Below are 21,898 nucleotides of genomic sequence, written 5' to 3' on the forward strand. Positions count from 1 at the left end.
GTTGCGTTGCAGCACAGAGTGCAAGATGTGTTACACTTAATGTGCATCGCCTATAGGCGAATGACCGGGTTAACCGACAACGAGGAGTGAAACCCCATGGCCGATCCAACGACGGACACCGGAAACGGAACCGAAAATGCCAAGAGCCACTTCACCAAGGCCATGGAAGAAGTCCGTGCCGGAGCGGCTGCGCTGGGCAAGGAAGCCCAGAGCGCGGCGGAAGGTTACCTCGGCAAGCTGAACGAAGCGAAGACCGAATGGTCGAGCGAAGCCAAGGCTCGCTCGGAAGATGCCAAGGTGAAAGCCAGTGCCTTCGCGGAAGACGCGAAGGTTAAAGCCAGCGCCTTCGCGGACGATGCCAAGGTCAAGGCAGTCGACCTTGCCAACCAGGGCAAGGCCAGGACCAGCCAGGCCATGATCAGCCTGTCGAAGGTGATCGACGACAACGTCGGCCTGATCGACGACAAGGTCGGCCCCAAGTACGGCGACTACGCCCGCTCGGCGGCAAAGTCCGTTTCCGGCGCTGCGACCAAGCTCGACGAGAAAAGCCTCGACGAACTGGGCGACGAAGCCCGCGAATTCGTGCGCAAGAGCCCGGGCGTGGCGATCGGCGCAGCCATTGCAGCCGGCTTCCTGCTCGGCCGCCTGTTCAAGAAGAGCAACTGATCGAGCAGGTCGGGACAGATCGCGACAATGCTCGATCCCGCACCGCCTCTCGGCCTTGAGGCCGAGGACGAGGACCTTTCGTTCGCCCAGGACCTTCGGTTGCTGGCAGAGGAGGCGCGCGCACTCGCCCAGGCCGAACTGGCCTTCCAGAAAGCGCGCGCCGCCTATGTCAGTGCTGAATTGCGCGCGATCACCTTGCTCGGCATGCTCGGCGCTGTCTTCGTGTTCTTTGCACTGATGGCGCTGGTGGTCGGCTTTGTCATCGCGCTTGGCAGCGTTCTGGGCCCCTGGGCAGCGATGGCGGCCGGAACCTTGATCATCGGCGGCATCGCCCTTGCCCTACTACTGCTGGCGCGGGCACGCATGCGGCGGATGCGTACCGTTCTTTCGGCGGGAGACTCCTGATGTCCTCGCTCGCCAATCGCCTCGCCGAGCATCGCGCCACAAGGGACGCGGCCAAGGCCGCGTTCGATGCCCATTACGCCGCGATCAAGGCCGATATCGATCAACGCGGCATCGGCGGTCGCCTCGCCGATGAGGCGATCGAAAAGGCCATCGACGTCCTCGATGAAGCCGTCGCCGTGGCGGAGGAACACCCTGCCGCAGTGGGGGGAACCTTCACGGCGCTGGTGCTTTGGATCTTCCGAAATCCGATCCTTTCGCTGGTCTCCGACGTGTTCGGCCGACTGCATGGCGAAGGATCGCACGGTAACGACAGTGAAAAGGAGTTCGACGGTGAGCGAAGCTGAACCGAAAACGCCGGCCCAGTCCGCAACCGAGGCCAATCTTGGAGCGGTGGTCCCGATCAGGGCAAAGCCGGCACAAGACGAGCGCCCCTCCCGCAAGATCATCGCTTTTGCCAAGGAGCATCCCGTGCTGGTCGTTGCAGGCGGCCTTGCGGCGGGGGTGCTTGTCAGCGCGCTTCTCCCCAGGCGCCTGACGCGCGGCGTTGCCGGCAAGGCACTGAACCGCTCGGTCGCATTGGCCGAAGCGGCAGGCGGCGCTGCAGCGCTGCTGGGGCGTAACGCCTCCGACAAGGCTCACGACCTTGGCATCGGCGCAAAGCGCGAAGCAGGCCACCTGGCCGATCGCGCCGAGAAGGTCAGCGGCGCCGCCGCAGAGCGACTCGAACGTTTCGGCCTGGCCGCCCTCGCCGCCGCTGGCGCATTTGGCAAAGCGGCGGCCGAAAAGGCCGGGACCACCGCCGAAAAGGCAGGCAAATTTGGCCACGAAGCTGCCGAAACTGCCTCGGAATCGTCGCAACGTTTCGCTCGGCGCATTCAGGATTTCGCGCAGCGCATCAGTCGTTGATCCATTGTCGATATTGATATACAGGAGCAATAAAGAGCCGCATCGCAGGCGCGATCGGCTCTTGCCCTGCTGACCGCCACGACCTATGGGGACCTTCGTCTCTCCCACAGGAAAGCGGTCCCTCTCCATGCAGAAACTTCACCTCGTGATGGGTGGCCGGGTCAAAGATCCGCGCACGCTCGAATTCGCCGATCTGAACGAGCTCGACCTCGTCGGCGTCTACCCCGACTATGCCTCGGCCGAAGACGCATGGCGCTCTTCCGCGCAGCGCACGGTCGACGATGCGGAAATGAAGTACGTCATCGTCCACCTTCACCGCCTGCTCCAGCCGGACCAGCCGGAAGCCTGACAAGGCCCCCCGCTTCCATCTGGCAAGCGGACACGAAAAAGGCCGGCTTTCGCCGGCCTTTTCTTTTGCCTGCAGCAGAAGCGCAGCTCAGATGAACTCGATCTTCTGCACCAGGTAGAACTTGTCGCCCGAGGGAACCGTCACTTCGACTTCGTCCTCGATCCGGCGACCGATCAGCGCCTTGCCGAGCGGTGAGTTGTAGCTGATGCGGCCAACCTTGGCATCGGCCTCGTAGGGACCGACGATCTGGTACTTCACCGGCTTGTCGTCATCGTCGAGCAAGGTCACGGTGGCACCGAAGATGATCTTCTCGCTGGTCAGCGTGGCCGGGTCGACGATCTGCGCACGGCTGATCTTGTCTTCCAGATCGGCGATCGTGGCTTCAACCTGGCCCTGGCGTTCCTTGGCGGCATGATACTCGGCATTTTCCGAGAGATCCCCGTGCGCGCGCGCTTCCTCGATCGCATCGACGATCCGCGGGCGTTCCTCGCGGAGCGCCTTGATCTCTGCGGTCAGCTTCTCATACCCTTCGGCGAGCATGGGGAGCTTTTCGATACTGGCCATCAAACACTTCCTTCCTGCAACCTCCCCGCACGCGAAACCAGTCGAACGGGACTAGTTCCCTGCCCCGCCCCTCAGGAATTTTCCGGGGGGCGGGCCGATCCGCAGCGATGTGGGGAGGCTAGATCGATTTCAGTTATAATAATCCTGCAACGATCGCACTTCAAGCTGGGTCCCGCGCAGGGCGGAAATTGCCTGTGCAGCAGCGACGCTGGCGGTTGCAGTGGTGAAGTAGGGAATCTTGCCGGTCAGCGCCGAAGCGCGGATCGACTGCGAATCCTTGAGGCTCTGCCAACCCTCGGTGGTGTTGAAGATCAGCGCGATCTCGCCGTCGACGATCTTGTCGACGATGTGCGGACGGCCTTCGGCGACCTTGTTGACCAGCTCCACCGGCACGCCGGCTTCGCTCAGGTACTTGTGGGTACCGGCCGTGGCGACGATCTTGAAACCTTCCTTCACCAGCGTCTGCACGCCGGGCAGGATCACCGACTTATCGCTGTCCTTCACCGACACGAACACCGTGCCGCTGTCGGGCAGGCGCATGCCGGCACCGAGCTGGGCCTTGAGGAAGGCGCGCGGGAAGTCGGCGTCGAGGCCCATGACTTCGCCGGTCGACTTCATTTCGGGGCTCAGCACCGGGTCGACACCGGGGAAGCGCGCAAACGGGAACACCGCTTCCTTGACCGCCATGTACGACAGGTCGCGCTTGAACGGCGGGAAGTCCGACAGCTTCTCGCCCGCCATGACGCGGCTGGCGATCTTGGCAACCGGCTGGCCGAGCGCCTTGGCGACGAACGGCACGGTACGCGAGGCACGCGGGTTGACCTCGATGAGGTAGACCTCGCCGTCCTTCACCGCGAACTGGATGTTCATCAGGCCGCGCACGCCGAGCCCGAAGGCCAGGGCTTCCGCCTGACGCTCCATTTCCGCGATGATCTCGGCCGGCAGGCTGTAGGGCGGCAAGGTGCAGGCGCTGTCGCCCGAGTGAATACCCGCTTCCTCGATGTGCTGCATGACGCCGGCCACGACAACCTGCTCGCCGTCGCAGAGCGCATCGACGTCGCATTCCACGGCATCGCGCAGATACTGGTCGATCAGCACCGGGCTGTCGCCCGAGACCTGGACAGCAGTGGTGATGTAGTCGTCAAGCTGCTGCTCGCTGTCGACGATTTCCATCGCACGGCCACCCAGCACGTAGCTGGGACGCATGAGAACGGGGTAGCCGATGCGGTTGGCGACGGCGACGGCCTCGTCGCGGCTGCGGGCAATGCCGTTGGCAGGCTGCCTGAGGCCCAGCTTCTCGACCAGAGCCGAGAAACGCTCGCGGTCTTCCGCAAGGTCGATGGCGTCGGGCGACGTGCCGAGGATCGGGATCCCGGCATCCTCGAGCGCCTGCGCGAGCTTCAGCGGGGTCTGCCCACCAAACTGCACGATCACGCCGACGAGTTCGCCCTTCGACTGTTCGACGCGCAGGATTTCCAGCACGTCCTCGGCCGTCAGCGGCTCGAAGTAGAGGCGGTCCGAAGTGTCATAGTCGGTCGAGACGGTCTCGGGGTTGCAGTTGACCATGATGGTCTCGTAGCCGGCCTCGGCAAGCGCGAAGCAGGCGTGGACGCAGCAGTAGTCGAACTCGATGCCCTGGCCGATGCGGTTGGGACCGCCGCCGAGGATGACGACCTTCCTGCGCTCCGATGGATTGGCCTCGTTCTCGGGTTCACCGAAGATCGGGGCTTCATAGGTCGAGTACATGTAGGGCGTCACCGCCTCGAACTCGGCCGCGCAGGAGTCGATGCGCTTGAACACCGGGTGGACGCCCAGCTTGCCGCGCAGCTTGCGCACTTCGTCCTCGCTGGTGGCGCCGGCCATGGCGAGCAGCGCATCGTGGAGCAGGCCGGAGCGCTTGGCCTGGGTTTCGCCCATGCCGCCCGCGACGCCGACCGAACGCACGGCGAGCGTGGCAAGGCGCTTGTCCGAGAAGCCCATCGCCTTGAGGCGGCGCATGCCCTGTGCATCGGCCGGCAGGCCGTGCTTCATGATGTTGGCTTCTTCGGCGATGATCTCTTCGATGTGGCGAAGGAACCACTTGTCGTAATGCGCGATCGCGTGGATCTCGTCGACGGTGAAGCCTTCGCGGAAGGCCTGCGCGACGTGCAGCAGACGCTCCGGGGTCGCCTTCGACAGCGCCGCGGTGATCACGTCACGGCCCGCGCCTTCCAGCTCGACCACGCGGTTGAAGCCGTCGAGGCCGGTTTCGAGGCCGCGCAGCGCCTTCTGCATCGATTCCTTGATGTTACGGCCGATCGCCATGACTTCGCCGACCGACTTCATCGCGGTGGTGAGGTCGTTCTTGGCGCCCTTGAACTTCTCGAAGGCGAAGCGCGGGATCTTGGTGACGACGTAGTCGATGGTCGGTTCGAACGCAGCCGGCGTAGCGCCGGTGATCTCGTTCATGATCTCGTCGAGCGTGTAGCCCACGGCGAGCTTCGCCGCGACGCGCGCGATCGGGAAACCGGTGGCCTTCGAGGCAAGCGCGGACGAGCGCGAGACGCGCGGGTTCATCTCGATGACGATCAGGCGGCCGTCCTTCGGGTTGACCGCGAACTGCACGTTGGAACCGCCGGTCTCGACGCCGATCTCGCGCAGCACCTCGATCGAGGCGTTGCGCATGATCTGGTATTCCTTGTCGGTCAGCGTCAGCGCCGGAGCGACGGTGATCGAGTCGCCGGTGTGGACCCCCATCGGATCGACGTTCTCGATCGAGCAGATGATGATGCAGTTGTCGTGCTTGTCGCGCACGACCTCCATCTCATACTCCTTCCAGCCGAGCAGCGATTCCTCGATCAGCACTTCGGTGGTGGGCGACGCGTCGAGGCCCGAGCGCACGATCGTCTCGAACTCGGCCTTGTTGTAGGCGATGCCGCCGCCGGTGCCGCCCATCGTGAAGCTGGGACGGATGATCGAAGGCAGGCCGGTGGTTTCCAGCACCTTGAACGCCTCGTCCATGGTGTGGGCCACGCCCGAACGCGCCGAATTGAGGCCGATCTTGTCCATCGCGTCGCGGAAGCGCTGGCGATCCTCGGCCTTGTCGATGGCATCGGCGTCGGCGCCGATCATCTGCACGCCGAACTTTTCCAGCGTGCCGTCGTTGAACAGCGCCAGCGCGCAGTTCAGCGCGGTCTGGCCGCCCATCGTCGGGAGCACCGCATCGGGGCGCTCCTTCTCGATGATCTTGGCGACCACTTCCGGGGTGATCGGCTCGACATACGTGGAGTCGGCCATGTCCGGGTCGGTCATGATCGTGGCCGGGTTCGAGTTGACCAGGATGACCCGGTAACCCTCTTCCTTGAGCGCCTTGATCGCCTGCGTCCCCGAATAATCGAATTCGCAAGCCTGGCCGATGATGATCGGGCCAGCGCCGATGACGAGGATCGAGGAGATGTCTGTGCGCTTGGGCATGGGCTGTCCTGGGGTGTCCTGTGTGTCTTGTATGTCGGACTGGCGGCCTAGGCCACCAGTTCGCCAAACGCCTTGTCCCAGTAATCCGGGCCTTCGGCTTTGGCTTGGAGAATGATCGGGTTGCTTTCCTGTTCCATGCGGATCACCGCCTTGAACCGGTCAGCCTGAAACTGGTGCATCGAGCCGCCGTACTCGCCCTGCGTCGTCGACCAGGCGCCCGCCTCGAGCATCCGGTCGATGAACGCCTTGCCGGCTTCCTTCGCGTGCTTGCGCACCTTGGGGCCGAACTTGCGAACCGCCACCGAGACTTTGTCCTCGAAGATGAGCTGCAGCTCCCCGTAAGGGTAGAACCGCGGCGCAACCGAGAGTTCGGCAGCCTGTCCGGCGATGTAGTAAGCGAGCATGTGGTCGATGAGGTCGGTCATGGCATGGCACCTTGCTTAACACGGGTTCCCGGCGCGGAGGCCGGAATTTCACGTGCATAGGCAAAGTGCGATACCGGGTCGAAAACTCGCTGGTCCGCGCCGGCAATGATCGCCGATGCGGGGCGCGGCACGAATGCCGCCATCAAGTTCCGACCCGTTACGCCCATCAGGCCAGCATCCCCACGAACTTCTCGAAGAGATAGAAGCTGTCCTGCGGCCCGGGGCTGGCTTCCGGGTGATACTGCACGCCGAACGCCTTCTTGCCCTTGATCGCGATACCGCAGTTCGAACCGTCGAACAGCGAGACGTGCGTCTCCTCGACGTTTTCGGGCAGCGACTGGTTATCGACCGCGAAGCCATGGTTCATCGAGGTGATCTCGACGACGCCGTCGGTCAGGCGCTTCACCGGGTGGTTGGCGCCGCGATGGCCCTGGTGCATCTTCGAGGTCTTGGCGCCGGCCGCAAGGCCCAGCATCTGGTGACCGAGGCAGATGCCGAAGACCGGCACATCGCGGTCGAGCAGCGACTTGATGACGGGCACGGCATATTCGCCGGTCGCAGCAGGGTCACCCGGGCCGTTCGAGAGGAACACGCCCTTGGGCTCCAGCGCGAGGATGGCCTCGAGCGAGGTTTCGGCGGGCACCACCGTCACGCGGGCCCCGGCCTTCACCAGGTTGCGGAAGATGTTGTCCTTGGCGCCGTAGTCGATGGCGACGACGTGCGGCAGCACATCGCCCTGGGCAGCGCCGAAGCCCTGGCCGAGCTCCCAGGTCGAGCCTTCCCAGCCCTCCTGGACCTCGCGGCTGACGATCTTGGCAAGGTCCATGCCTTCGAGGCCCGGCCATTCCTGCGCACGCTTGATGAGTGCGGGAATGTCGAACTCGCCATTAGGGTCATGGGCGATCACCGCGTTGGGCGCGCCCTGCAGGCGGATGCGGCGGGTCAGCGCGCGGGTATCGACCCCGGCGAGACCGACCTTGCCCTTGGCGGCAAGCCAGTCACCGAACTCACCCGCAGAGCGGAAGTTCGAGGGCAGCGTCACGTCCTCGCGGACAACGCAGCCGACGGCGCCATCGACCCGGGATTCGAGATCCTCGTCGTTGACACCGACATTGCCGATGTGGGGGAAAGTGAACGTGACGATCTGGCCCGCGTAGGACGGGTCAGTCATCACTTCCTGATACCCGGTCATCGCGGTGTTGAAGCAGACTTCACCGACTGCTTCGCCGACGGCTCCAAAGCCGCGGCCCCAGACCACGTGTCCATCGCTCAGGACGAGAACGCCTGTCGCCCCTTCAGGTTTGGGCGCAAGCGTATATGCGGCGTCGGCCATGGTGGGTCGCTCCGTTTTCGGCGTTTCTGACTATGTGTGCTAAGGCCCGCCCGCTAGACAGGGTTGTGCACCGCGTCAAGGCGCGACAGGTGCAATTTGGCGCGCGGCTTGCTAGTTTTGCGCCATCACCCTTTCCAGAACCAGCAGAACAGCAGGAAAACAATGCTTCGTGATTCGATCAAGGCCGCCCAGATCACCGCGATGAAGGCGGGCGACAAGCCGCGCCTCGCCGCGGTTCGCCTCATCCTTGCCAAGATCAAGGACCGCGACATCGAACTGCGCACCGCCGATTCTCTTCCCGACGACGATGCCATGGTGATCGACGTTCTCCAGAAGATGGTGAAGCAGCGCCGCGAATCGATCCAGCTCTTCGAGGAAGGTGGCCGCCCCGAAAAGGCCGCCGAGGAAAAGGCCGAGCTGGAGGTAATCGAGACTTTCCTTCCCGCCCAGCTCTCCGAGGAAGAGACCAAGGCCCTGATCGAGGCGATCAAGGCCGAAGTCGGCGCCGAAAGCATGAAGGACATGGGCAAGGTCGTCGCCGCGCTGAAGGCGCGCCACGGCACCCAGCTCGACATGGGCAAGGCTTCGGGCTGGGTGAAGGCGGCGCTGGCCTGACCTGACACGTGATCGGGCGGCAGGACCGTGCTTACCCCTCAATGGCTCGACCAGCTTCGCACGCGGATCACGCTGTCCGCGCTGATCGGTCGCTCGACCCGCCTGCAAAAGGCGGGGCGCGAGTTCAAGGCCTGCTGCCCGTTCCACAACGAGAAGTCTCCAAGCTTCACCGTCAACGATGAAAAGGGCTTCTATCACTGCTTTGGCTGCGGCGCACATGGAGATGCGATCCGCTGGATGACCGATCACCAGGGCCTGTCCTTCATGGACGCGGTCAAGGAACTGGCGGCCGAAGCGGGGATGGACGTCCCTGCCCCCGATCCGCGCGCGGCCAAGGCGGCGGAGAAGCGCGATACGCTTCATGACGTGATGGCCGCCGCACAGGGCTGGTTCGTGCAGAACCTCTCCGCCCCCGGCGGCGAATCGGCGCGCGCCTACCTCGCCACCCGCGGGTTCGACGCTCACACCCTCCAGCGATTCGGCTTCGGCTACGCTCCGGAAGGCCGCCAGGCGATGAAGGAAGCGCTCGGCAAGTTTCCCGAGGCCATGCTGATCGAGGCCGGCCTCCGGATCGAAGTCGAAGGCCGCGATCCCTACGACCGCTTTCGCGGCCGCCTGATGCTGCCGATCGAGGATGCACGCGGCCGGGTCATCGCTTTCGGCGGCCGCATTCTCACCAAGGAGAAGACGGATGCGCCCAAGTATCTGAACTCTCCCGACACCCCCCTCTTCGACAAGGGCCGCACCCTTTACAACCTGCACCGCGCCGCACCGGCCGCGCGCCAGTCTGGCCGGATGGTCGTGGTCGAGGGCTACATGGACGTGGTCGCGATGGCGGCGGCGGGTATTGGCGAATGCGTCGCGCCGCTCGGCACCGCGCTGACCGAGCAGCAGATCGAGATGCTCTGGCGCCACGTAGAGATGCCGATCCTGTGCTTCGACGGCGACGCCGCCGGCCAGCGCGCGGCGATGCGCGCGGTATCCCGTGCCCTGCCCCTGCTGCGCCCTGCCCACTCCCTGCGGATCGTCCGCCTGCCTGAAGGGCTTGACCCCGACGACCTTATCAAGGCCAGGGGCGCGCGCGCCATGGAAGACGTGCTGGGCGCCGCCAAAAGCCTGATCGAAGTGCTCTGGGAAGTGGAGCGCGATGCCCAGCCGCTGACCACGCCCGAAGACAAGGCCGGCCTCAAGGCGCGGCTGATGGCCCATGTCGATGCGATCCAGCACCCGGACATCGCCAGCCTCTACCGGCGCGAGTTGCAGGACCGCTATTCCGAATTTGCCTTTCCCAAGCGCGAAAGCCGCTGGCAGCAAGGCGGCGGCGGCCAGGGCGGACCGTTCAAGCCCAATCCGCCGCGCGGAGGCGGCCGGGGCAATTTCCAGAAAGGCCGCTGGAGCCCGATCCCCGAATCGGATCCCGAATCACTCGAACGCCTGCGCAAGGCGATTGCCGGCGGCGCGCGCGACGCCCTTTCAGCCGCCGTTCTGGCCGGGCTCATCCGTTGGCCCGACCAGATCACCCGTCACGCGGAAGCGCTGGCCCGCACACCGGGGCTCGACCCCCGCTTTTCCTTGCTGCTTGATTGCTGCCACATGCACGAACCGCTTGAAAGCGCGGCGCTTGCCTCCATATTGGCCGACAGTGGCCTGGCGATCCCCGGCACCGCCGAATACTCCGGATTGCGCTTCGGGTTCCTGAATCCCGATACCGGCGCGGATCAGGCGGCAGAGGATCTTGTGCAGGCGGTCGATCTCTTGGTGGAACGTCCGGTTCTGGAGGCGGCATTGGCACAGGCAACGGCGCGGTTCGAAAGCGAACTGTCCGACGATGCTTTTGCCGAGCAGCAACGCCTCCTCAAGAGAAAGCTGGAATTTGACAGTCGCCTCAGGCAAATGGCGACAAGACAAGCGGCTTCGTCCTGATTGTATAATCAGTTCGGATGCACGGGGATAACGGCGAAGAATGAGCAAAAACGACAACACCGGCGAACCGAACGACGATGCGCCGCTGATCGATCTCAACGAAGCTTCCATCAAGAAGCTTATCGCCCGCGCCAAACGCCGCGGCATCATTACTTACGACGAGCTCAACGAAGCGCTCCCGCAGGACATGTCTTCCGACCAGATCGAGGACATCACCGCCGCCCTGAACGAGATGGGCGTCAACATCGTCGAGAGCGATGAGGATGCCGACGGTCAGGAAGACAACGATACGGACCGGGATACCGACACCGACGATGCGGATGGCGACGACGCCGGCCCGCGCATGGTCGTCGAGACCAAGAAGAAGGAAACGGTCGAGCGGACCGACGACCCCGTCCGCATATACCTGCGCGAGATGGGCGCGGTCGAGCTGCTCAGCCGCGAAGGCGAAATCGCCATCGCCAAACGCATCGAGGCCGGCCGCGACATGATGATCCTGGGCCTCTGCGAGAGCCCGATCACCTTCCACGCGATCATCCAGTGGTCCGAATCCCTCAACAACGGTGAAATGCAGCTGCGCGAGATCCTCGATCTCGACGCCATGCTTGCCAAGGAACCCGCGCCCGAAAGCCTGAGCGAAGACGGCGAAGGCGACGAGGACGGGGAGATCAGCGAAGCCACCGCCGGCCCCACGTTCAAGGACGAGGACGATTCCGACGAAGACAACTCCGAGGAAGTCGACGAGGACGGCAACCCGGTCCCCAAGCGCGAAGCCGAGGAAGAGGAAGAGGACAACACCCTCAGCCTCGCCCAGATGGAAGCGGCCCTCAAGCCCGAGGCGCTGGAGAAGTTCCTGCTCATCACCGAGCTGTTCCAGACCTTCGAACGCCTCCAGTCGGAACGCCTCGAAGCGCTGGCGCTGGGCATCGACTTCCCTGCCGCCAAGGAAGAACAGTACCATTCGCTGCGCGAGGAACTGACGGCGCAAGTCGAATCGGTGAAGTTCCACGCGACGAAGATCGAATATCTCGTCGACAACCTCTACGCCTTCAACCGCCGCCTCACCACGCTCGGCGGCCAGATGCTGCGCCTGGCCGAACGCCACAAGGTCAAGCGTGCCGACTTCCTCGAGACTTACGTGGGCCGCGAGCTGGACGACACCTGGCTCACCGACATGGCGAAGAAGGACAAGAAGTGGGCCGCCTTCGCCGAAAACGAAGAGGACTCCGTCGAGCGCATCCGCGCGGAAGTCTCGGATATCGCCGCCGCCACCGGCATGGCGCTTCCCGAGTTCCGCCGCATCGTCAACATGGTCCAGAAGGGTGAGCGCGAAGCCCGCATCGCCAAGAAGGAAATGGTCGAGGCGAACCTGCGCCTGGTGATCTCGATCGCCAAGAAGTACACCAACCGTGGGCTTCAGTTCCTGGATCTCATCCAGGAAGGCAACATCGGCCTGATGAAGGCCGTCGACAAGTTCGAGTACCGCCGCGGCTACAAGTTCTCGACTTATGCCACCTGGTGGATCCGCCAGGCGATCACGCGCTCGATCGCGGATCAGGCCCGCACGATCCGCATCCCGGTGCACATGATCGAGACGATCAACAAGCTGGTGCGCACCAGCCGCCAGTTCCTCCACGAGCAGGGCCGCGAGCCCACGCCGGAGGAAATGGCCGAGCGCCTGTCGATGCCGCTCGAGAAGGTGCGCAAGGTGATGAAGATCGCCAAGGAGCCGATCAGCCTCGAAACGCCGATCGGCGACGAGGAGGATTCGCACCTCGGCGACTTCATCGAGGACAAGAACGCGATCATCCCGGTCGACGCCGCGATCCAGGCGAACCTCAAGGAAACGGTCACCCGTGTCCTTGCCTCGCTGACCCCGCGCGAGGAACGCGTGCTGCGCATGCGCTTCGGCATCGGCATGAACACCGACCACACGCTCGAGGAAGTCGGCCAGCAGTTCTCGGTCACCCGCGAGCGTATCCGTCAGATCGAAGCCAAGGCCCTGCGCAAGCTCAAGCATCCGAGCCGCAGCCGCAAGATGCGCTCGTTCCTCGATCAGTAACGGTTGCATGAAGATGGAAAGGGCCCCGCTTCGGCGGGGTTCTTTTTTGGGTCGCCCCTCGCGCGGCCCATTAGGGGAGGATGCCTAGCAATGGCTTACGGGGATAGCGATGCCGTCAGCGAATCGGGCGCGCGCGAAGCGACCCGCTGCGCCGCCGGGGCCTGCATCACCTTCGCCTCGTTTCTGCTCCTGGCGCTGCTCTGGATGGTGCGCGTAGCCGGCATCGAGGCCTGGCTCGCGCTGCCGCCCCTGCTGCTTGCCCTGCTCGCCCTGATCCCCACCGTTTCCTTCACCTGTGCCGCGCGCTTCGCGGCGGAAAAGGGCGAACGCGCCGGCTACCTTATGCTGGTAACGCTGCTGGCGAGCGTGCTTGCAGTTGGCTACCTGACGTCGTCTGCCGGCGCCCTTGGCATTTTTGCGGTCATCCCGGTGGCGACGCTCGCAGTCGTGGTTGGCAAGCTCGTGCAGCAAGGCATGCGCGGCGCGCGGAACCTGCGCGAACCACCGCCGGAGTTTTTCGAATAAGGTTCAGGTCGTGCCGTGGTTCTTGTTGCTGTCCGAATAGGCCGCGACGGTCGCCGACGGGCTGTCCAGCCGGACCCACAGAGACACGCCGATGGCGCCTGCCAGCAGCACGACCGCCATCGCGTGCCTTGCAGCCATGCGCCCCGAGGACGGCTTCGTTTGTGGCAGCAGCGGCTCCAACGCACATACGGCGATCATCAGCGGAAGTACGGCCACCATCGGCATGGTCGGCCCCACCGCCTGTAGCAAGGCATAGCCAAGCATGAACGCGTAGCCCGTCACGATACCGGCGACGGCCACTGTCATCGCCCACGCCGGGCCGCCAGGCCGTAACGCACGCACCGCTGCCGCCGCGCCGCCAAGGGCCATCGGCAAGGCCAGCACATACGCTGCCGTCGGCGCGAAAGCCTGAAACGCGGCGCCGGCGAGCAGCAGCGGCAACGCCATCCCCGCCTCCCGCACCGCGCCATCCTGCTTGCCGCCAACCAGCAGCAGGACCGTGGCCACGCCTGCACAGCATGCCATGATCTGCAGCCTCGGGATCGCGGCGAGGCGGTCATAATAGTTTACCGGGCCGTCGGCGCCGGACAGCAGGTTGAGGAGATAGAGGGCGCCCGCCGCCCCCGCGACCAGCCCGAGCATCCGAACCGCTCCGCCAAGCAGCGCCCTGACCTCGAACCTGCGGAGCGACACAAGTCCATACCCGGCAAAGCCCAGGGCCAGCATCACCCATCCCCACCAAGCGGCATAGTGGAGCGCAAAAAGCCCAAAGACATCGAAGAACACGATGTCCGGCGACTGGCCGGGCAGTTCCGGTGCCGTCACCATGGCCCGCGCCAGGGCAAGCGTCTGCTCGCCCATCTGCTGGAGCGCCCCCTGATCGAGATTGGCAGGGGTCGCCAGCGGGGAATGGTAGAGCCCGGGACGGCCGATGAAGGCAAAGTTCCACGCCGCATAGCCATGCGGCAGCGCGGCGGTGAGATCGGTGTCGTTGGGCAGGACGCTGTAGATGAACGTCGCCAGCGAGGTGCCCGCCGGATGCGGGGCGGTAGCAGCCCAGAGCCGCGCCGCGTCCCCGTTCATCGCGGAAGTCTGGAACAGGTTCGCCTTGCCGCCTCCTCCACGAGTTTCGAGATTGACCAGCGCGCCAATCCGGCTTGCCTCGGGCGCTTGCCCAAAGAACAATTTTGCTCCGTTGAGCCCCGCCTCCTCGCCGTCCGTCAGGATGACGATCACGTCACGGCGGCGATCGCGCTGGCCGGACAGCGCACGCATCGTCTCGAGGATCGAAGCCACGCCGGCGCCGTCGTCGGCAGCGGCAGGCGAGCCCCAGACGCCGTCGTAATGCGCCATCAGCGCCACGGCGGGCAGAGTGCGATCCCGCCCCGGCAGTACCGCAACGATGTTGACCAACGGGATCTGCGCCCGGCTCTCCCCGCTGCGATGGTTCAGCGTTGCGCGTGCATCGTCCGGAAACAGCGCTTCCTGCGTATGCAGGACCAGGCCGAGGGCACCAAGCCGATCCATCAGATAGCCCCGCAAGGCAGCATGCTCGGCCGAACCGCTCGGATGCGGAGCCCGCGCGATCCGCGCGACCTCGATCATCGCGCGCCCTGCCGAGAAGTCTTTCCCTGCCGCATCGGCTGCGAGCGGGCGAGGCGGCGTCGTGCCGAGGATGGCAAGGGCCACCCCGATCAGCAGCGCAAGGACAAGCAATTTCGCCGACTTCACCGCTAACCCCTTCATCGCAAACGCGAAACAATCATGCCTGCCCGCCCGGGTGTCAATCGCATCCAGCCAGGTTTGGAATTCTGCGCCTTTCACGCTCGCGAGCAGCCATTTCCTGCACGGTCCGGCCGTAATTCCGCTTGATCCTTGCACATCCGGGAAATGCGCAGGCGGAATGTCAACAAAGGTGGCAATGCGACGAAGTCGCGACTAAGGGGAGGCGCAAACGAATCCCCGCATCAGGACAGGCAGCCCGATCCCATGCGCATTGCGATTGCTTCAGACCACGCCGCCGTCGATCTCAAGACGGTTCTGCGTGAATACCTCATCGAACTCGGCCACGAAGTCGCCGATCTCGGCCCCGAAACCGCCGATCGTGTCGATTATCCCGACTACGGCTACAAGCTGGCCTCGGTCGTCGCCGACGGCACCGCGCAGTTCGGCGTCGCGCTCTGTGGCTCGGGCATCGGCATCTCGATTGCCGTGAACCGTGATCCGGCCTGCCGCTGCGCGCTCGTGTCCGAGCCGCTCTCGGCCGCACTCGCGCGTGAGCACAACAACGCCAACGTCATCGCCATGGGTGCCCGCCTGACTGGCGAAGACATGGCCAAGGCTTGCCTCGACGCATTCCTTTCGACCGAGTTCGGTGGCGGACGCCACGCGGGCCGCGTCGAAAAGCTTTCCAACCCCGTCTTCTGAAACGGAGAAGCCCGAACATGACCGTAGAAACCGCCATCCGTTCCGCCGGCTTCTTCTCTGACGGCGTTGCCCAGAGCGACCCCGCTGTTGCCAAGGCCATCGGCCACGAACTCAAGCGCGAGCGCAAGCAGATCGAACTGATCGCCTCGGAGAACATCGTCTCCAAGGCCGTCCTCGAAGCCCAGGGCTCGGTGCTGACCAACAAGTACGCCGAAGGCTACCCCGGCAAGCGCTACTACCAGGGCTGCGAGCCCTCGGACGAAGTCGAGACGCTCGCCATCGAACGCGCCAAGCAGCTGTTCGACTGCCAGTTCGCCAACGTGCAGCCCCACTCGGGCGCGCAGGCCAACGGCGCCGTGCTCCTCGCCACCGTCAAGCCCGGCGACACCATCATGGGCATGAGCCTCGATGCCGGCGGCCACCTTACCCACGGCGCCCGCGCAGCGCTTTCGGGCAAGTGGTTCAAGGCCGTACAGTACGGCGTGACCAAGGACACCCACCTGATCGACTACGATGAGGTCCAGGCTCTCGCCACGGAACACCAGCCCAAGCTGATCATCGCCGGCGGCTCCGCCTATCCGCGCGTGATCGACTTCAAGCGCATGCGCGAAATCGCCGACAGCGTGGGCGCACTGTTCCAGGTCGACATGGCCCACTTCGCCGGTCTGGTGGCCGCGGGCCTGCACCCCTCGCCCTTCCCGCACGCGCACATCGCCACCACCACCACGCACAAGACGCTGCGCGGCCCGCGCGGCGGCATGATCCTCACCAACGACGAGGCTCTCGCCAAGAAGATCAATTCGGCGGTGTTCCCCGGCCTCCAGGGCGGTCCGCTGATGCACGTCGTCGCCGCCAAGGCCGTCGCCTTCGGTGAAGCGCTGCGCCCCGAGTTCAAGGACTACGCCGCGCGCGTGATCGAGAACGCCAAGGTCCTTGCCGACACCCTCAAGGAACGCGGCGCCGCGATCGTTTCGGGCGGCACCGACACCCACCTCGCGCTGATCGACCTCTCGCCGCTCGGCGTGACCGGCAAGGATGCGGACGAGGCGCTGGAACGTGCGGGCATCACCTGCAACAAGAACGGCATCCCCTTCGATCCGCTGCCGCCGATGAAGACCAGCGGCATCCGCGTGGGTTCGCCCGCCGGCACCACCCGTGGCTTCGGTCCGGAAGAGTTCCGCGAAATCGGCAACATGGTCGCCGACGTCCTCGACGGCCTTGCCAAGTGCGGCGAAGCAGGCGACGCTCAGGTGGAGCAGAACGTGCGTGCACGCGTCGAAGCGCTGTGCGACCGTTTCCCGATCTACGAGGACTGATCCAGGAGGCTGAATGCCATGACCGACCCTGACCGCCCCGACGACACCGGCGACTTCATTTCCGATGCCCGCCACGAGCTGGCCGGAATGCTGCAGGATGGCCTAGACCATCCGTCGACCAAGCCGGTGTTGATCTGGGGCGCGGCAGGGGCGGTCGCGGCGGCCGTGCTTCCGTTCGTGTCGATCCCGCTCGGCCTTGCGGTCGGCGCGGGATACCAGTTCTACAAGCGCGTGCGCCCCTGAAAGCCTGCTCTATCTTGCCTGATTATTCGAAAGTAACCAACTGAATGCGCTGTCCTTTTTGCGCCCATGACGATTCCCAGGTCAAGGACAGCCGCCCGACCGAGGACAACACGGCAATCCGCCGTCGTCGCCAGTGCTCCAGCTGCGGCGCGCGTTTTACCACGTTCGAACGTGTCCAGCTTCGCGACATCACTGTCGTAAAAAGTGACGATGCGCGCGAGCCGTTCGACCGCGCCAAGATCGAACAGTCGGTCACCCTTGCCTGCCGCAAGCGCGGGATCGAGCGGGAGAAGATCGACCAGCTCGTCTCCGGCGTACAGCGCCAGGTCGAGACGCTGGGCGAATCCGAAGTTCCCTCCCGCGAAATCGGCGAGATGGTGATGGAAGGGCTGCGCCAGCTCGATTCGGTTGCCTATATCCGTTTCGCCTCTGTCTACCGCGCCTTCAACGAAGCGCGCGATTTCGAAGCTTTTGCAGGCACCGTGCGCGATGTCGCCGGGCAAGGTGCGACCAAGGGCGTAACAAAGGACGCCGAATGATGGCTGACGCAAGCAAGCCGGTCATCGTACTGGTCCGCCCGCAACTGGGCGAGAATATCGGCAAGGCCGCCCGCGCCATGCTCAACTTCGGCCTTGCCGAAATGCGCCTTGTCGCCCCCCGTGACGGCTGGCCCAATCCCTCGGCCGGCCCGGCCGCCGCCGGGGCCGACGTGGTACTGGAACACGCGCAGGTCTTCGATACGCTGGCAGAAGCGGTGTCAGATTGCGCCAATGTCTATGCCACCACCGTGCGCAAGCGCGGTGTCACCAAGCCGGTCGTCACGCCCGAAGAGGCCGCCCGCGAAGTGCACGAGACCGCCCGTACCACCGGCGCCCGCTCGGCTTACGTGTTCGGCCCCGAGCGTTCAGGCCTCGAGACCGAGGACGTCGCCCTCGCCCGCGCGATCCTGACGGTGCCGATCAACCCCGAATTTGCCTCGCTTAACCTGGCGCAGGCCGTGATTCTGTGCGCTTACGAGTGGTCGAAAGGCGCAGTCGCGTCCGGCGAACTCGCGCAGCCGACGCAGGAGGAACTGCTTCCCCCTGCCCCGCAGGAAGAATTGGAAGGCCTCATCGGCCATTTCGAGCAGTTGCTCGAACCCAAAAACTATTTCTGGCCCGAAACGCGCGCGGCAGCCAACCGGCTGACCTTGCGCAACCTTCTCACGAAGCCGGCCTGGAATCACCTCGAAGTGCGCACCCTTCGCGGTGTGCTCTCTGCCCTCGGAAACGAGCGTCGCCCGCGTAGTTGAGCCGTTTTTCGGCTTATCCGCTTGACTTTCACCCCCGAGCCCGTATGGGGCACCCCTTCACATGGCGCCTGCCTTCTTGACAGGTCCGTCCATTCGGCCCCGCACCCCGGTGAAGCGGCGGCCGCATTCCGCGAAATAGGCGGAATGGTGCGCCCCGGGACAACATGGACCGCTTCCACGGTGGAGGCGGCAGCAGAAAAGGAGACGACTTATGTCGAAGCGTAAAAGCGCCAAGTACAAACTCGACCGCCGCATGGGCGAGAACATCTGGGGTCGCCCCAAGAGCGCGGTCAACCGCCGCAGCTACGGCCCGGGCCAGCACGGCCAGCGCCGCAAGGGCAAGATCTCGGACTACGGTCTGCAGCTCCGCGCCAAGCAGAAGCTCAAGGGCTACTACGGCGACGTGACCGAGAAGCAGTTCAAGGCGACCTACCAGGAAGCCTCGCGCATGAAGGGCGACACCGGCCAGAACCTGATCGGCCTGCTCGAGCAGCGCCTGGACATGGTCGTGTACCGTTCGAAGTTCGCTCCGACCATCTTCGCGGCCCGTCAGATCGTTTCGCACGGTCACATCCGCGTCAACGGCGTGAAGTGCAACATCGCTTCGCGTCGCGTGAAGGTCGGCGACGTCATCAGCCTGGGCAACAAGGCCAAGGAAATGGCGCTGATCATCGAAGCCCAGAACCTGCCCGAGCGTGAAGTCCCCGACTACGTCGCTCAGGACGGCACCGACAAGGTGACCTTCGTCCGCGTCCCGACGCTCGACGAAGTGCCCTACCCGGTGAAGATGGAACCGAACCTGGTCGTCGAGTTCTACTCGCGCTAAGTTTCGGGTCTCCGGACCAGGAATAGGAAGGGCGGCTCCCCACGGAGCCGCCCTTTTCTTTTGCGCGACGAATTGCATGAAAATTCGGCGAATCGAGGGACTTGTCAGGGAACCGACATCGTTTGACGGCATTGGACCTGCATCATGAATCGCTTTCGCTTCATCACTCCGCACCGCACCGGCAAATGGTATGCCACCCTCGAACTGGCCCAGCGTTTTGCCAGCCAGATCGGCGCCGGTTTCCTCGATCTGCGCAGCGGCCGCTTCGTCGCCTATCCCGGAACGCGGCTCGAAGTCTCGGCCTGACAGCCGTCGCTACACCCTTCAAGAGGGCCGGGAGGCGCTCCGGGACAACCCGGAGCCGCCCAGCCGCCGCCCCCTACAAACGGAAATAGGAACGCCGGAAGTCGGCCGCGAAAGCCGCGAACCGCGCTTCTGCGATGGCGTCGCGCATTCCCTGCATGAGCTGCTGATAGAAGGAGATGTTGTGCTCGGTCATCAGCATCGAGCCCAGGATCTCGCCCGAGCGCACGAGGTGATGCAGGTAGGCACGGCTATACGTCGCGCATGTCGGGCACTTGCAGCGCTCGTCAAGCGGACCATTGTCCTCGGCATGGCGGGCATTGCGCAAGTTGAGCGGACCGTTCCAGGTGAAGGCCTGTCCGTTACGCCCTGAACGGCTGGGCAGGACGCAATCGAACATGTCGACCCCGCGCTCCACCGCGCCAACCAGATCGTCGGGCTTGCCGACCCCCATGAGATAGCGCGGACGATCGGCCGGAAGCTGCTGCGGCGCGAACTCCAGCGTCGCGAACATCGCCTCCTGCCCCTCGCCGACAGCCAGGCCGCCGATCGCGTAGCCGTCGAAACCGATGTCGATCAGTGCATCTGCCGAAGTCTTGCGCAGGCCTTCGTCGAGCGCGCCCTGCTGGATGCCGAACAGCGCCGCATTGGCCGCATGCTCGCCGCCGCTGTCGAAGCCGTCGCGGCTGCGCTTTGCCCAGCGCATCGACATTTCCATCGAACGCGCGATGACGTCGCGCGGCTGGTCGATCTTGGGGCATTCGTCAAAGCACATGACGATGTCGGAACCCAGCAGCCGCTGGATTTCCATCGACCGTTCGGGCGTGAGCAGATGGCGCGAACCGTCGAGATGGCTGGCAAAGGTCACGCCGTTCTCGGTGATCTTGCGCAAGTCCGACAGGCTCATGACCTGATAGCCACCGCTGTCCGTCAGGATCGGGCGATCCCAGTTCATGAACTTGTGCAGCCCGCCCAGCCGCGCCACGCGTTCGGCGCCGGGGCGGAGCATCAAGTGGTAGGTATTACCCAGGATGATGTCGGCGCCGGTGGCGCGCACATCCTGCGGCTTCATGGCCTTGACGGTCGCGGCGGTGCCCACCGGCATGAAGGCCGGGGTGCGGATCTCGCCGCGACGCATCTTGATGACGCCGGTACGGGCCTTGCCGTCGGTGGCGTGGATGGAGAATTCGAAACGGGGGTTCATAAGCCGCCCGTTATCGAATTCAGAAGCCGTAGACCAGCGAGAAGCGCGAAATCGTGTCGGTCCTCAGCGTCCCGGCGGGCGGCGAGGTCTCATGCTCGAACGAATAGGAGAGCTTGGCCTTCAGCTTCTTGGACACACCGGCCTCGATGCCGGTGTTGGTGGTGAAGGTGCTGTTGCCGGTTTCGATATACCAGGACGCGGTCTGGGTGAACTTCACCCCATCATCGACATTCCAGCTGAAATCGAGCGAGGTCAGGGTCGACCAGGTCGTCTCCGCAGGATCGGTGACGTAGCGCGTACGGCGCAATGCCGGGCCGATTTCCAGCGACAGCGCCAGATCCTTGCGCTTGATCACACGGTAGCCGAGACCGCCCGACAGCGAGTAGCGGTCGTCGTAGCCCTGGATCGCGTTCCGCTCCCACTGCGTGCGGCCATATGTGAACAGGCCGTCGCGCAAGGTGTAGCGCGCCTGATAGCTGGCAAGGTACTGCTCGCGCGTCACCGTGCCGGTATCTTTCTGATAGTCCGCAGTGAGCTGGATCGTGTGCTGCCAGTCGATACCCTTGCGATCGAGATTGATCGCACCGCTGAACCCGAAATTGTTGGTGTTGCCGGTTGCCCGGAACGCGCCGGCCTCGATCTTGCCGGTCCACAACTGGAAGATGTCCGACTGCCGGATACGCTGGGTTTCCGCATTGGCCTTAGCAGCGGCGAGGCGTGCGGCCTCGTCGTTAAAGGCCTTCTGCATCCCGCGGATCTCGTCCTTGTCGTAAGGCTTGGTGTCAAGCGCGACCTTCACCACCGCGGCAACCGTTGCCGAATCGCCGGTACGGATCGCCGATTCGAGCATGGCGCGCACATTTTCCGGCAGCCGCGGCGGTCCCGCAGCCACGAATGGCATCGGCCAGGGATACGCCGGCAGCGCCACCGCCACCACTGGCACGATGAACGGTACCGGCTGCGGCGCCGGGGGAAGGTGGACAAGGGTCTGCGCCTGCGCCGGCACGGCGGCGAGCACAAGCGGAAGACCCAGCAAACGCATCGACATGAGAGACAGTTATC

General features: G+C 64.5%; 23 protein-coding genes. 16 read left to right on the forward strand and 7 right to left on the reverse strand.

All coding sequences use genetic code 11. The features are described 5' to 3' along the window. Positions 1 to 96: 96 nt before the first annotated feature. The 5 genes from OKA11_RS02530 to OKA11_RS02550 all read left to right on the forward strand — a co-directional run bounded on the left by OKA11_RS02530 (position 97) and on the right by OKA11_RS02550 (position 2,326). Positions 97 to 666 carry a hypothetical protein gene (locus tag OKA11_RS02530; protein WP_267218676.1) on the forward strand — a complete coding sequence of 190 codons (570 nt, stop codon included), beginning with the start codon at positions 97 to 99 and terminating at the stop codon, positions 664 to 666. A gap of 27 nt (positions 667 to 693) precedes the next feature. After that, a complete protein-coding gene (locus OKA11_RS02535) occupies positions 694 to 1,071 on the forward strand; it encodes a phage holin family protein (protein WP_267218677.1) in 378 nt (125 codons plus the stop codon). Next, positions 1,071 to 1,415 (forward strand): hypothetical protein, encoded by a 345-nt coding sequence (locus OKA11_RS02540; protein WP_267218678.1) that lies wholly within the window; start codon positions 1,071 to 1,073, stop codon positions 1,413 to 1,415. Before OKA11_RS02535 ends, OKA11_RS02540 begins: the two co-directional genes overlap by 1 nt. Continuing rightward, positions 1,357 to 1,977 (forward strand): hypothetical protein, encoded by a 621-nt coding sequence (locus tag OKA11_RS02545; protein ID WP_267218680.1) that lies wholly within the window; start codon positions 1,357 to 1,359, stop codon positions 1,975 to 1,977. The genes OKA11_RS02540 and OKA11_RS02545 overlap by 59 nt, the downstream gene beginning before the upstream one ends. Positions 1,978 to 2,104: 127 nt before the next feature. Next, positions 2,105 to 2,326 (forward strand): DUF4170 domain-containing protein, encoded by a 222-nt coding sequence (locus OKA11_RS02550; protein WP_267218681.1) that lies wholly within the window; start codon positions 2,105 to 2,107, stop codon positions 2,324 to 2,326. 87 nt (positions 2,327 to 2,413) lie between these two features. Here OKA11_RS02550 and greA read toward each other — a convergent pair whose 3' ends face one another. The 4 genes from greA to carA form a co-directional block, all read right to left on the reverse strand. Further along, positions 2,414 to 2,890, reverse strand: coding sequence for a transcription elongation factor GreA (gene greA, locus OKA11_RS02555; RefSeq protein ID WP_142633457.1), 477 nt, complete (start codon positions 2,888 to 2,890; stop codon positions 2,414 to 2,416). Between the two features lie 129 nt (positions 2,891 to 3,019). Continuing rightward, positions 3,020 to 6,343 (reverse strand): carbamoyl-phosphate synthase large subunit, encoded by a 3,324-nt coding sequence (carB, locus tag OKA11_RS02560; protein WP_267218682.1) that lies wholly within the window; start codon positions 6,341 to 6,343, stop codon positions 3,020 to 3,022. Positions 6,344 to 6,390: 47 nt separating this feature from the next. After that, entirely contained in the window at positions 6,391 to 6,768 is a 378-nt protein-coding gene (locus tag OKA11_RS02565; protein WP_142633453.1) for a hypothetical protein, read from the reverse strand. A 166-nt stretch (positions 6,769 to 6,934) separates the two neighbouring features. Further along, on the reverse strand, positions 6,935 to 8,101 hold the full coding sequence (gene carA / locus OKA11_RS02570; RefSeq protein WP_267218683.1) for a glutamine-hydrolyzing carbamoyl-phosphate synthase small subunit: 1,167 nt from the start codon (positions 8,099 to 8,101) through the stop codon (positions 6,935 to 6,937). Between the two features lie 162 nt (positions 8,102 to 8,263). On the opposite strand from carA, the gene OKA11_RS02575 reads away from it, so the two are divergent. From OKA11_RS02575 to OKA11_RS02590, 4 genes are all read left to right on the forward strand, one after another. Beyond that, positions 8,264 to 8,716 carry a GatB/YqeY domain-containing protein gene (locus tag OKA11_RS02575; RefSeq protein ID WP_142633449.1) on the forward strand — a complete coding sequence of 151 codons (453 nt, stop codon included), beginning with the start codon at positions 8,264 to 8,266 and terminating at the stop codon, positions 8,714 to 8,716. Between the two features lie 27 nt (positions 8,717 to 8,743). After that, entirely contained in the window at positions 8,744 to 10,639 is a 1,896-nt protein-coding gene (gene dnaG / locus OKA11_RS02580) for a DNA primase (RefSeq protein ID WP_267218684.1), read from the forward strand. A 40-nt stretch (positions 10,640 to 10,679) separates the two neighbouring features. Continuing rightward, positions 10,680 to 12,701 carry an RNA polymerase sigma factor RpoD gene (gene rpoD / locus OKA11_RS02585; RefSeq protein WP_267218685.1) on the forward strand — a complete coding sequence of 674 codons (2,022 nt, stop codon included), beginning with the start codon at positions 10,680 to 10,682 and terminating at the stop codon, positions 12,699 to 12,701. Between the two features lie 90 nt (positions 12,702 to 12,791). Further along, a complete protein-coding gene (locus tag OKA11_RS02590) occupies positions 12,792 to 13,226 on the forward strand; it encodes a hypothetical protein (protein WP_267218686.1) in 435 nt (144 codons plus the stop codon). A 3-nt stretch (positions 13,227 to 13,229) separates the two neighbouring features. Here OKA11_RS02590 and OKA11_RS02595 read toward each other — a convergent pair whose 3' ends face one another. Continuing rightward, complete coding sequence (locus OKA11_RS02595; protein WP_267218687.1) at positions 13,230 to 14,957, reverse strand: M28 family peptidase; 1,728 nt, start codon at positions 14,955 to 14,957, stop codon at positions 13,230 to 13,232. A gap of 258 nt (positions 14,958 to 15,215) precedes the next feature. Between OKA11_RS02595 and rpiB the strand changes: the two genes are divergently transcribed. The 7 genes from rpiB to OKA11_RS02630 all read left to right on the forward strand — a co-directional run bounded on the left by rpiB (position 15,216) and on the right by OKA11_RS02630 (position 19,635). Further along, a complete protein-coding gene (rpiB, locus tag OKA11_RS02600) occupies positions 15,216 to 15,653 on the forward strand; it encodes a ribose 5-phosphate isomerase B (RefSeq protein ID WP_142633439.1) in 438 nt (145 codons plus the stop codon). Between the two features lie 17 nt (positions 15,654 to 15,670). Continuing rightward, the gene (gene glyA / locus OKA11_RS02605; protein WP_207078628.1) at positions 15,671 to 16,969 is read left to right on the forward strand and encodes a serine hydroxymethyltransferase; all 1,299 of its coding nucleotides are present in this window, start codon (positions 15,671 to 15,673) and stop codon (positions 16,967 to 16,969) included. An 18-nt stretch (positions 16,970 to 16,987) separates the two neighbouring features. Next, positions 16,988 to 17,212 (forward strand): hypothetical protein, encoded by a 225-nt coding sequence (locus OKA11_RS02610; RefSeq protein ID WP_142633435.1) that lies wholly within the window; start codon positions 16,988 to 16,990, stop codon positions 17,210 to 17,212. A gap of 44 nt (positions 17,213 to 17,256) precedes the next feature. Continuing rightward, on the forward strand, positions 17,257 to 17,751 hold the full coding sequence (gene nrdR, locus OKA11_RS02615; protein WP_207078629.1) for a transcriptional regulator NrdR: 495 nt from the start codon (positions 17,257 to 17,259) through the stop codon (positions 17,749 to 17,751). After that, positions 17,751 to 18,503, forward strand: coding sequence for an RNA methyltransferase (locus OKA11_RS02620; RefSeq protein ID WP_267218993.1), 753 nt, complete (start codon positions 17,751 to 17,753; stop codon positions 18,501 to 18,503). Before nrdR ends, OKA11_RS02620 begins: the two co-directional genes overlap by 1 nt. 211 nt (positions 18,504 to 18,714) lie before the next feature. Beyond that, positions 18,715 to 19,329, forward strand: coding sequence for a 30S ribosomal protein S4 (gene rpsD, locus OKA11_RS02625; protein ID WP_142633431.1), 615 nt, complete (start codon positions 18,715 to 18,717; stop codon positions 19,327 to 19,329). Between the two features lie 144 nt (positions 19,330 to 19,473). After that, entirely contained in the window at positions 19,474 to 19,635 is a 162-nt protein-coding gene (locus OKA11_RS02630; protein ID WP_185928725.1) for a hypothetical protein, read from the forward strand. Positions 19,636 to 19,708: 73 nt separating this feature from the next. Here OKA11_RS02630 and tgt read toward each other — a convergent pair whose 3' ends face one another. Then, entirely contained in the window at positions 19,709 to 20,836 is a 1,128-nt protein-coding gene (gene tgt, locus OKA11_RS02635) for a tRNA guanosine(34) transglycosylase Tgt (RefSeq protein ID WP_267218689.1), read from the reverse strand. Between the two features lie 19 nt (positions 20,837 to 20,855). After that, the gene (locus OKA11_RS02640) at positions 20,856 to 21,884 is read right to left on the reverse strand and encodes a DUF481 domain-containing protein (protein WP_267218690.1); all 1,029 of its coding nucleotides are present in this window, start codon (positions 21,882 to 21,884) and stop codon (positions 20,856 to 20,858) included. Between the last annotated feature and the right edge of the window lie 14 nt (positions 21,885 to 21,898).

Source organism: Novosphingobium clariflavum (assembly GCF_026420865.1).
Lineage (GTDB): Bacteria > Pseudomonadota > Alphaproteobacteria > Sphingomonadales > Sphingomonadaceae > Novosphingobium > Novosphingobium clariflavum.

Excerpts from the sequence above, each read along its gene's own strand:
- OKA11_RS02530 (WP_267218676.1), top strand. The coding sequence starts at position 97 with ATGGCCGATCCAACGACGGACACCGGAAACGGAACCGAAAATGCCAAG.
- OKA11_RS02535 (WP_267218677.1), top strand. The coding sequence starts at position 694 with ATGCTCGATCCCGCACCGCCTCTCGGCCTTGAGGCCGAGGACGAGGAC.
- OKA11_RS02540 (WP_267218678.1), top strand. The coding sequence starts at position 1,071 with ATGTCCTCGCTCGCCAATCGCCTCGCCGAGCATCGCGCCACAAGGGAC.
- OKA11_RS02545 (WP_267218680.1), top strand. The coding sequence starts at position 1,357 with ATGGCGAAGGATCGCACGGTAACGACAGTGAAAAGGAGTTCGACGGTG.
- OKA11_RS02550 (WP_267218681.1), top strand. The coding sequence starts at position 2,105 with ATGCAGAAACTTCACCTCGTGATGGGTGGCCGGGTCAAAGATCCGCGC.
- greA (WP_142633457.1), bottom strand. The coding sequence starts at position 2,890 with ATGGCCAGTATCGAAAAGCTCCCCATGCTCGCCGAAGGGTATGAGAAG.
- carB (WP_267218682.1), bottom strand. The coding sequence starts at position 6,343 with ATGCCCAAGCGCACAGACATCTCCTCGATCCTCGTCATCGGCGCTGGC.
- OKA11_RS02565 (WP_142633453.1), bottom strand. The coding sequence starts at position 6,768 with ATGACCGACCTCATCGACCACATGCTCGCTTACTACATCGCCGGACAG.
- carA (WP_267218683.1), bottom strand. The coding sequence starts at position 8,101 with ATGGCCGACGCCGCATATACGCTTGCGCCCAAACCTGAAGGGGCGACA.
- OKA11_RS02575 (WP_142633449.1), top strand. The coding sequence starts at position 8,264 with ATGCTTCGTGATTCGATCAAGGCCGCCCAGATCACCGCGATGAAGGCG.
- rpoD (WP_267218685.1), top strand. The coding sequence starts at position 10,680 with ATGAGCAAAAACGACAACACCGGCGAACCGAACGACGATGCGCCGCTG.
- OKA11_RS02590 (WP_267218686.1), top strand. The coding sequence starts at position 12,792 with ATGGCTTACGGGGATAGCGATGCCGTCAGCGAATCGGGCGCGCGCGAA.
- rpiB (WP_142633439.1), top strand. The coding sequence starts at position 15,216 with ATGCGCATTGCGATTGCTTCAGACCACGCCGCCGTCGATCTCAAGACG.
- glyA (WP_207078628.1), top strand. The coding sequence starts at position 15,671 with ATGACCGTAGAAACCGCCATCCGTTCCGCCGGCTTCTTCTCTGACGGC.
- OKA11_RS02610 (WP_142633435.1), top strand. The coding sequence starts at position 16,988 with ATGACCGACCCTGACCGCCCCGACGACACCGGCGACTTCATTTCCGAT.
- nrdR (WP_207078629.1), top strand. The coding sequence starts at position 17,257 with ATGCGCTGTCCTTTTTGCGCCCATGACGATTCCCAGGTCAAGGACAGC.
- OKA11_RS02620 (WP_267218993.1), top strand. The coding sequence starts at position 17,751 with ATGGCTGACGCAAGCAAGCCGGTCATCGTACTGGTCCGCCCGCAACTG.
- rpsD (WP_142633431.1), top strand. The coding sequence starts at position 18,715 with ATGTCGAAGCGTAAAAGCGCCAAGTACAAACTCGACCGCCGCATGGGC.
- OKA11_RS02630 (WP_185928725.1), top strand. The coding sequence starts at position 19,474 with ATGAATCGCTTTCGCTTCATCACTCCGCACCGCACCGGCAAATGGTAT.
- tgt (WP_267218689.1), bottom strand. The coding sequence starts at position 20,836 with ATGAACCCCCGTTTCGAATTCTCCATCCACGCCACCGACGGCAAGGCC.
- OKA11_RS02640 (WP_267218690.1), bottom strand. The coding sequence starts at position 21,884 with ATGTCGATGCGTTTGCTGGGTCTTCCGCTTGTGCTCGCCGCCGTGCCG.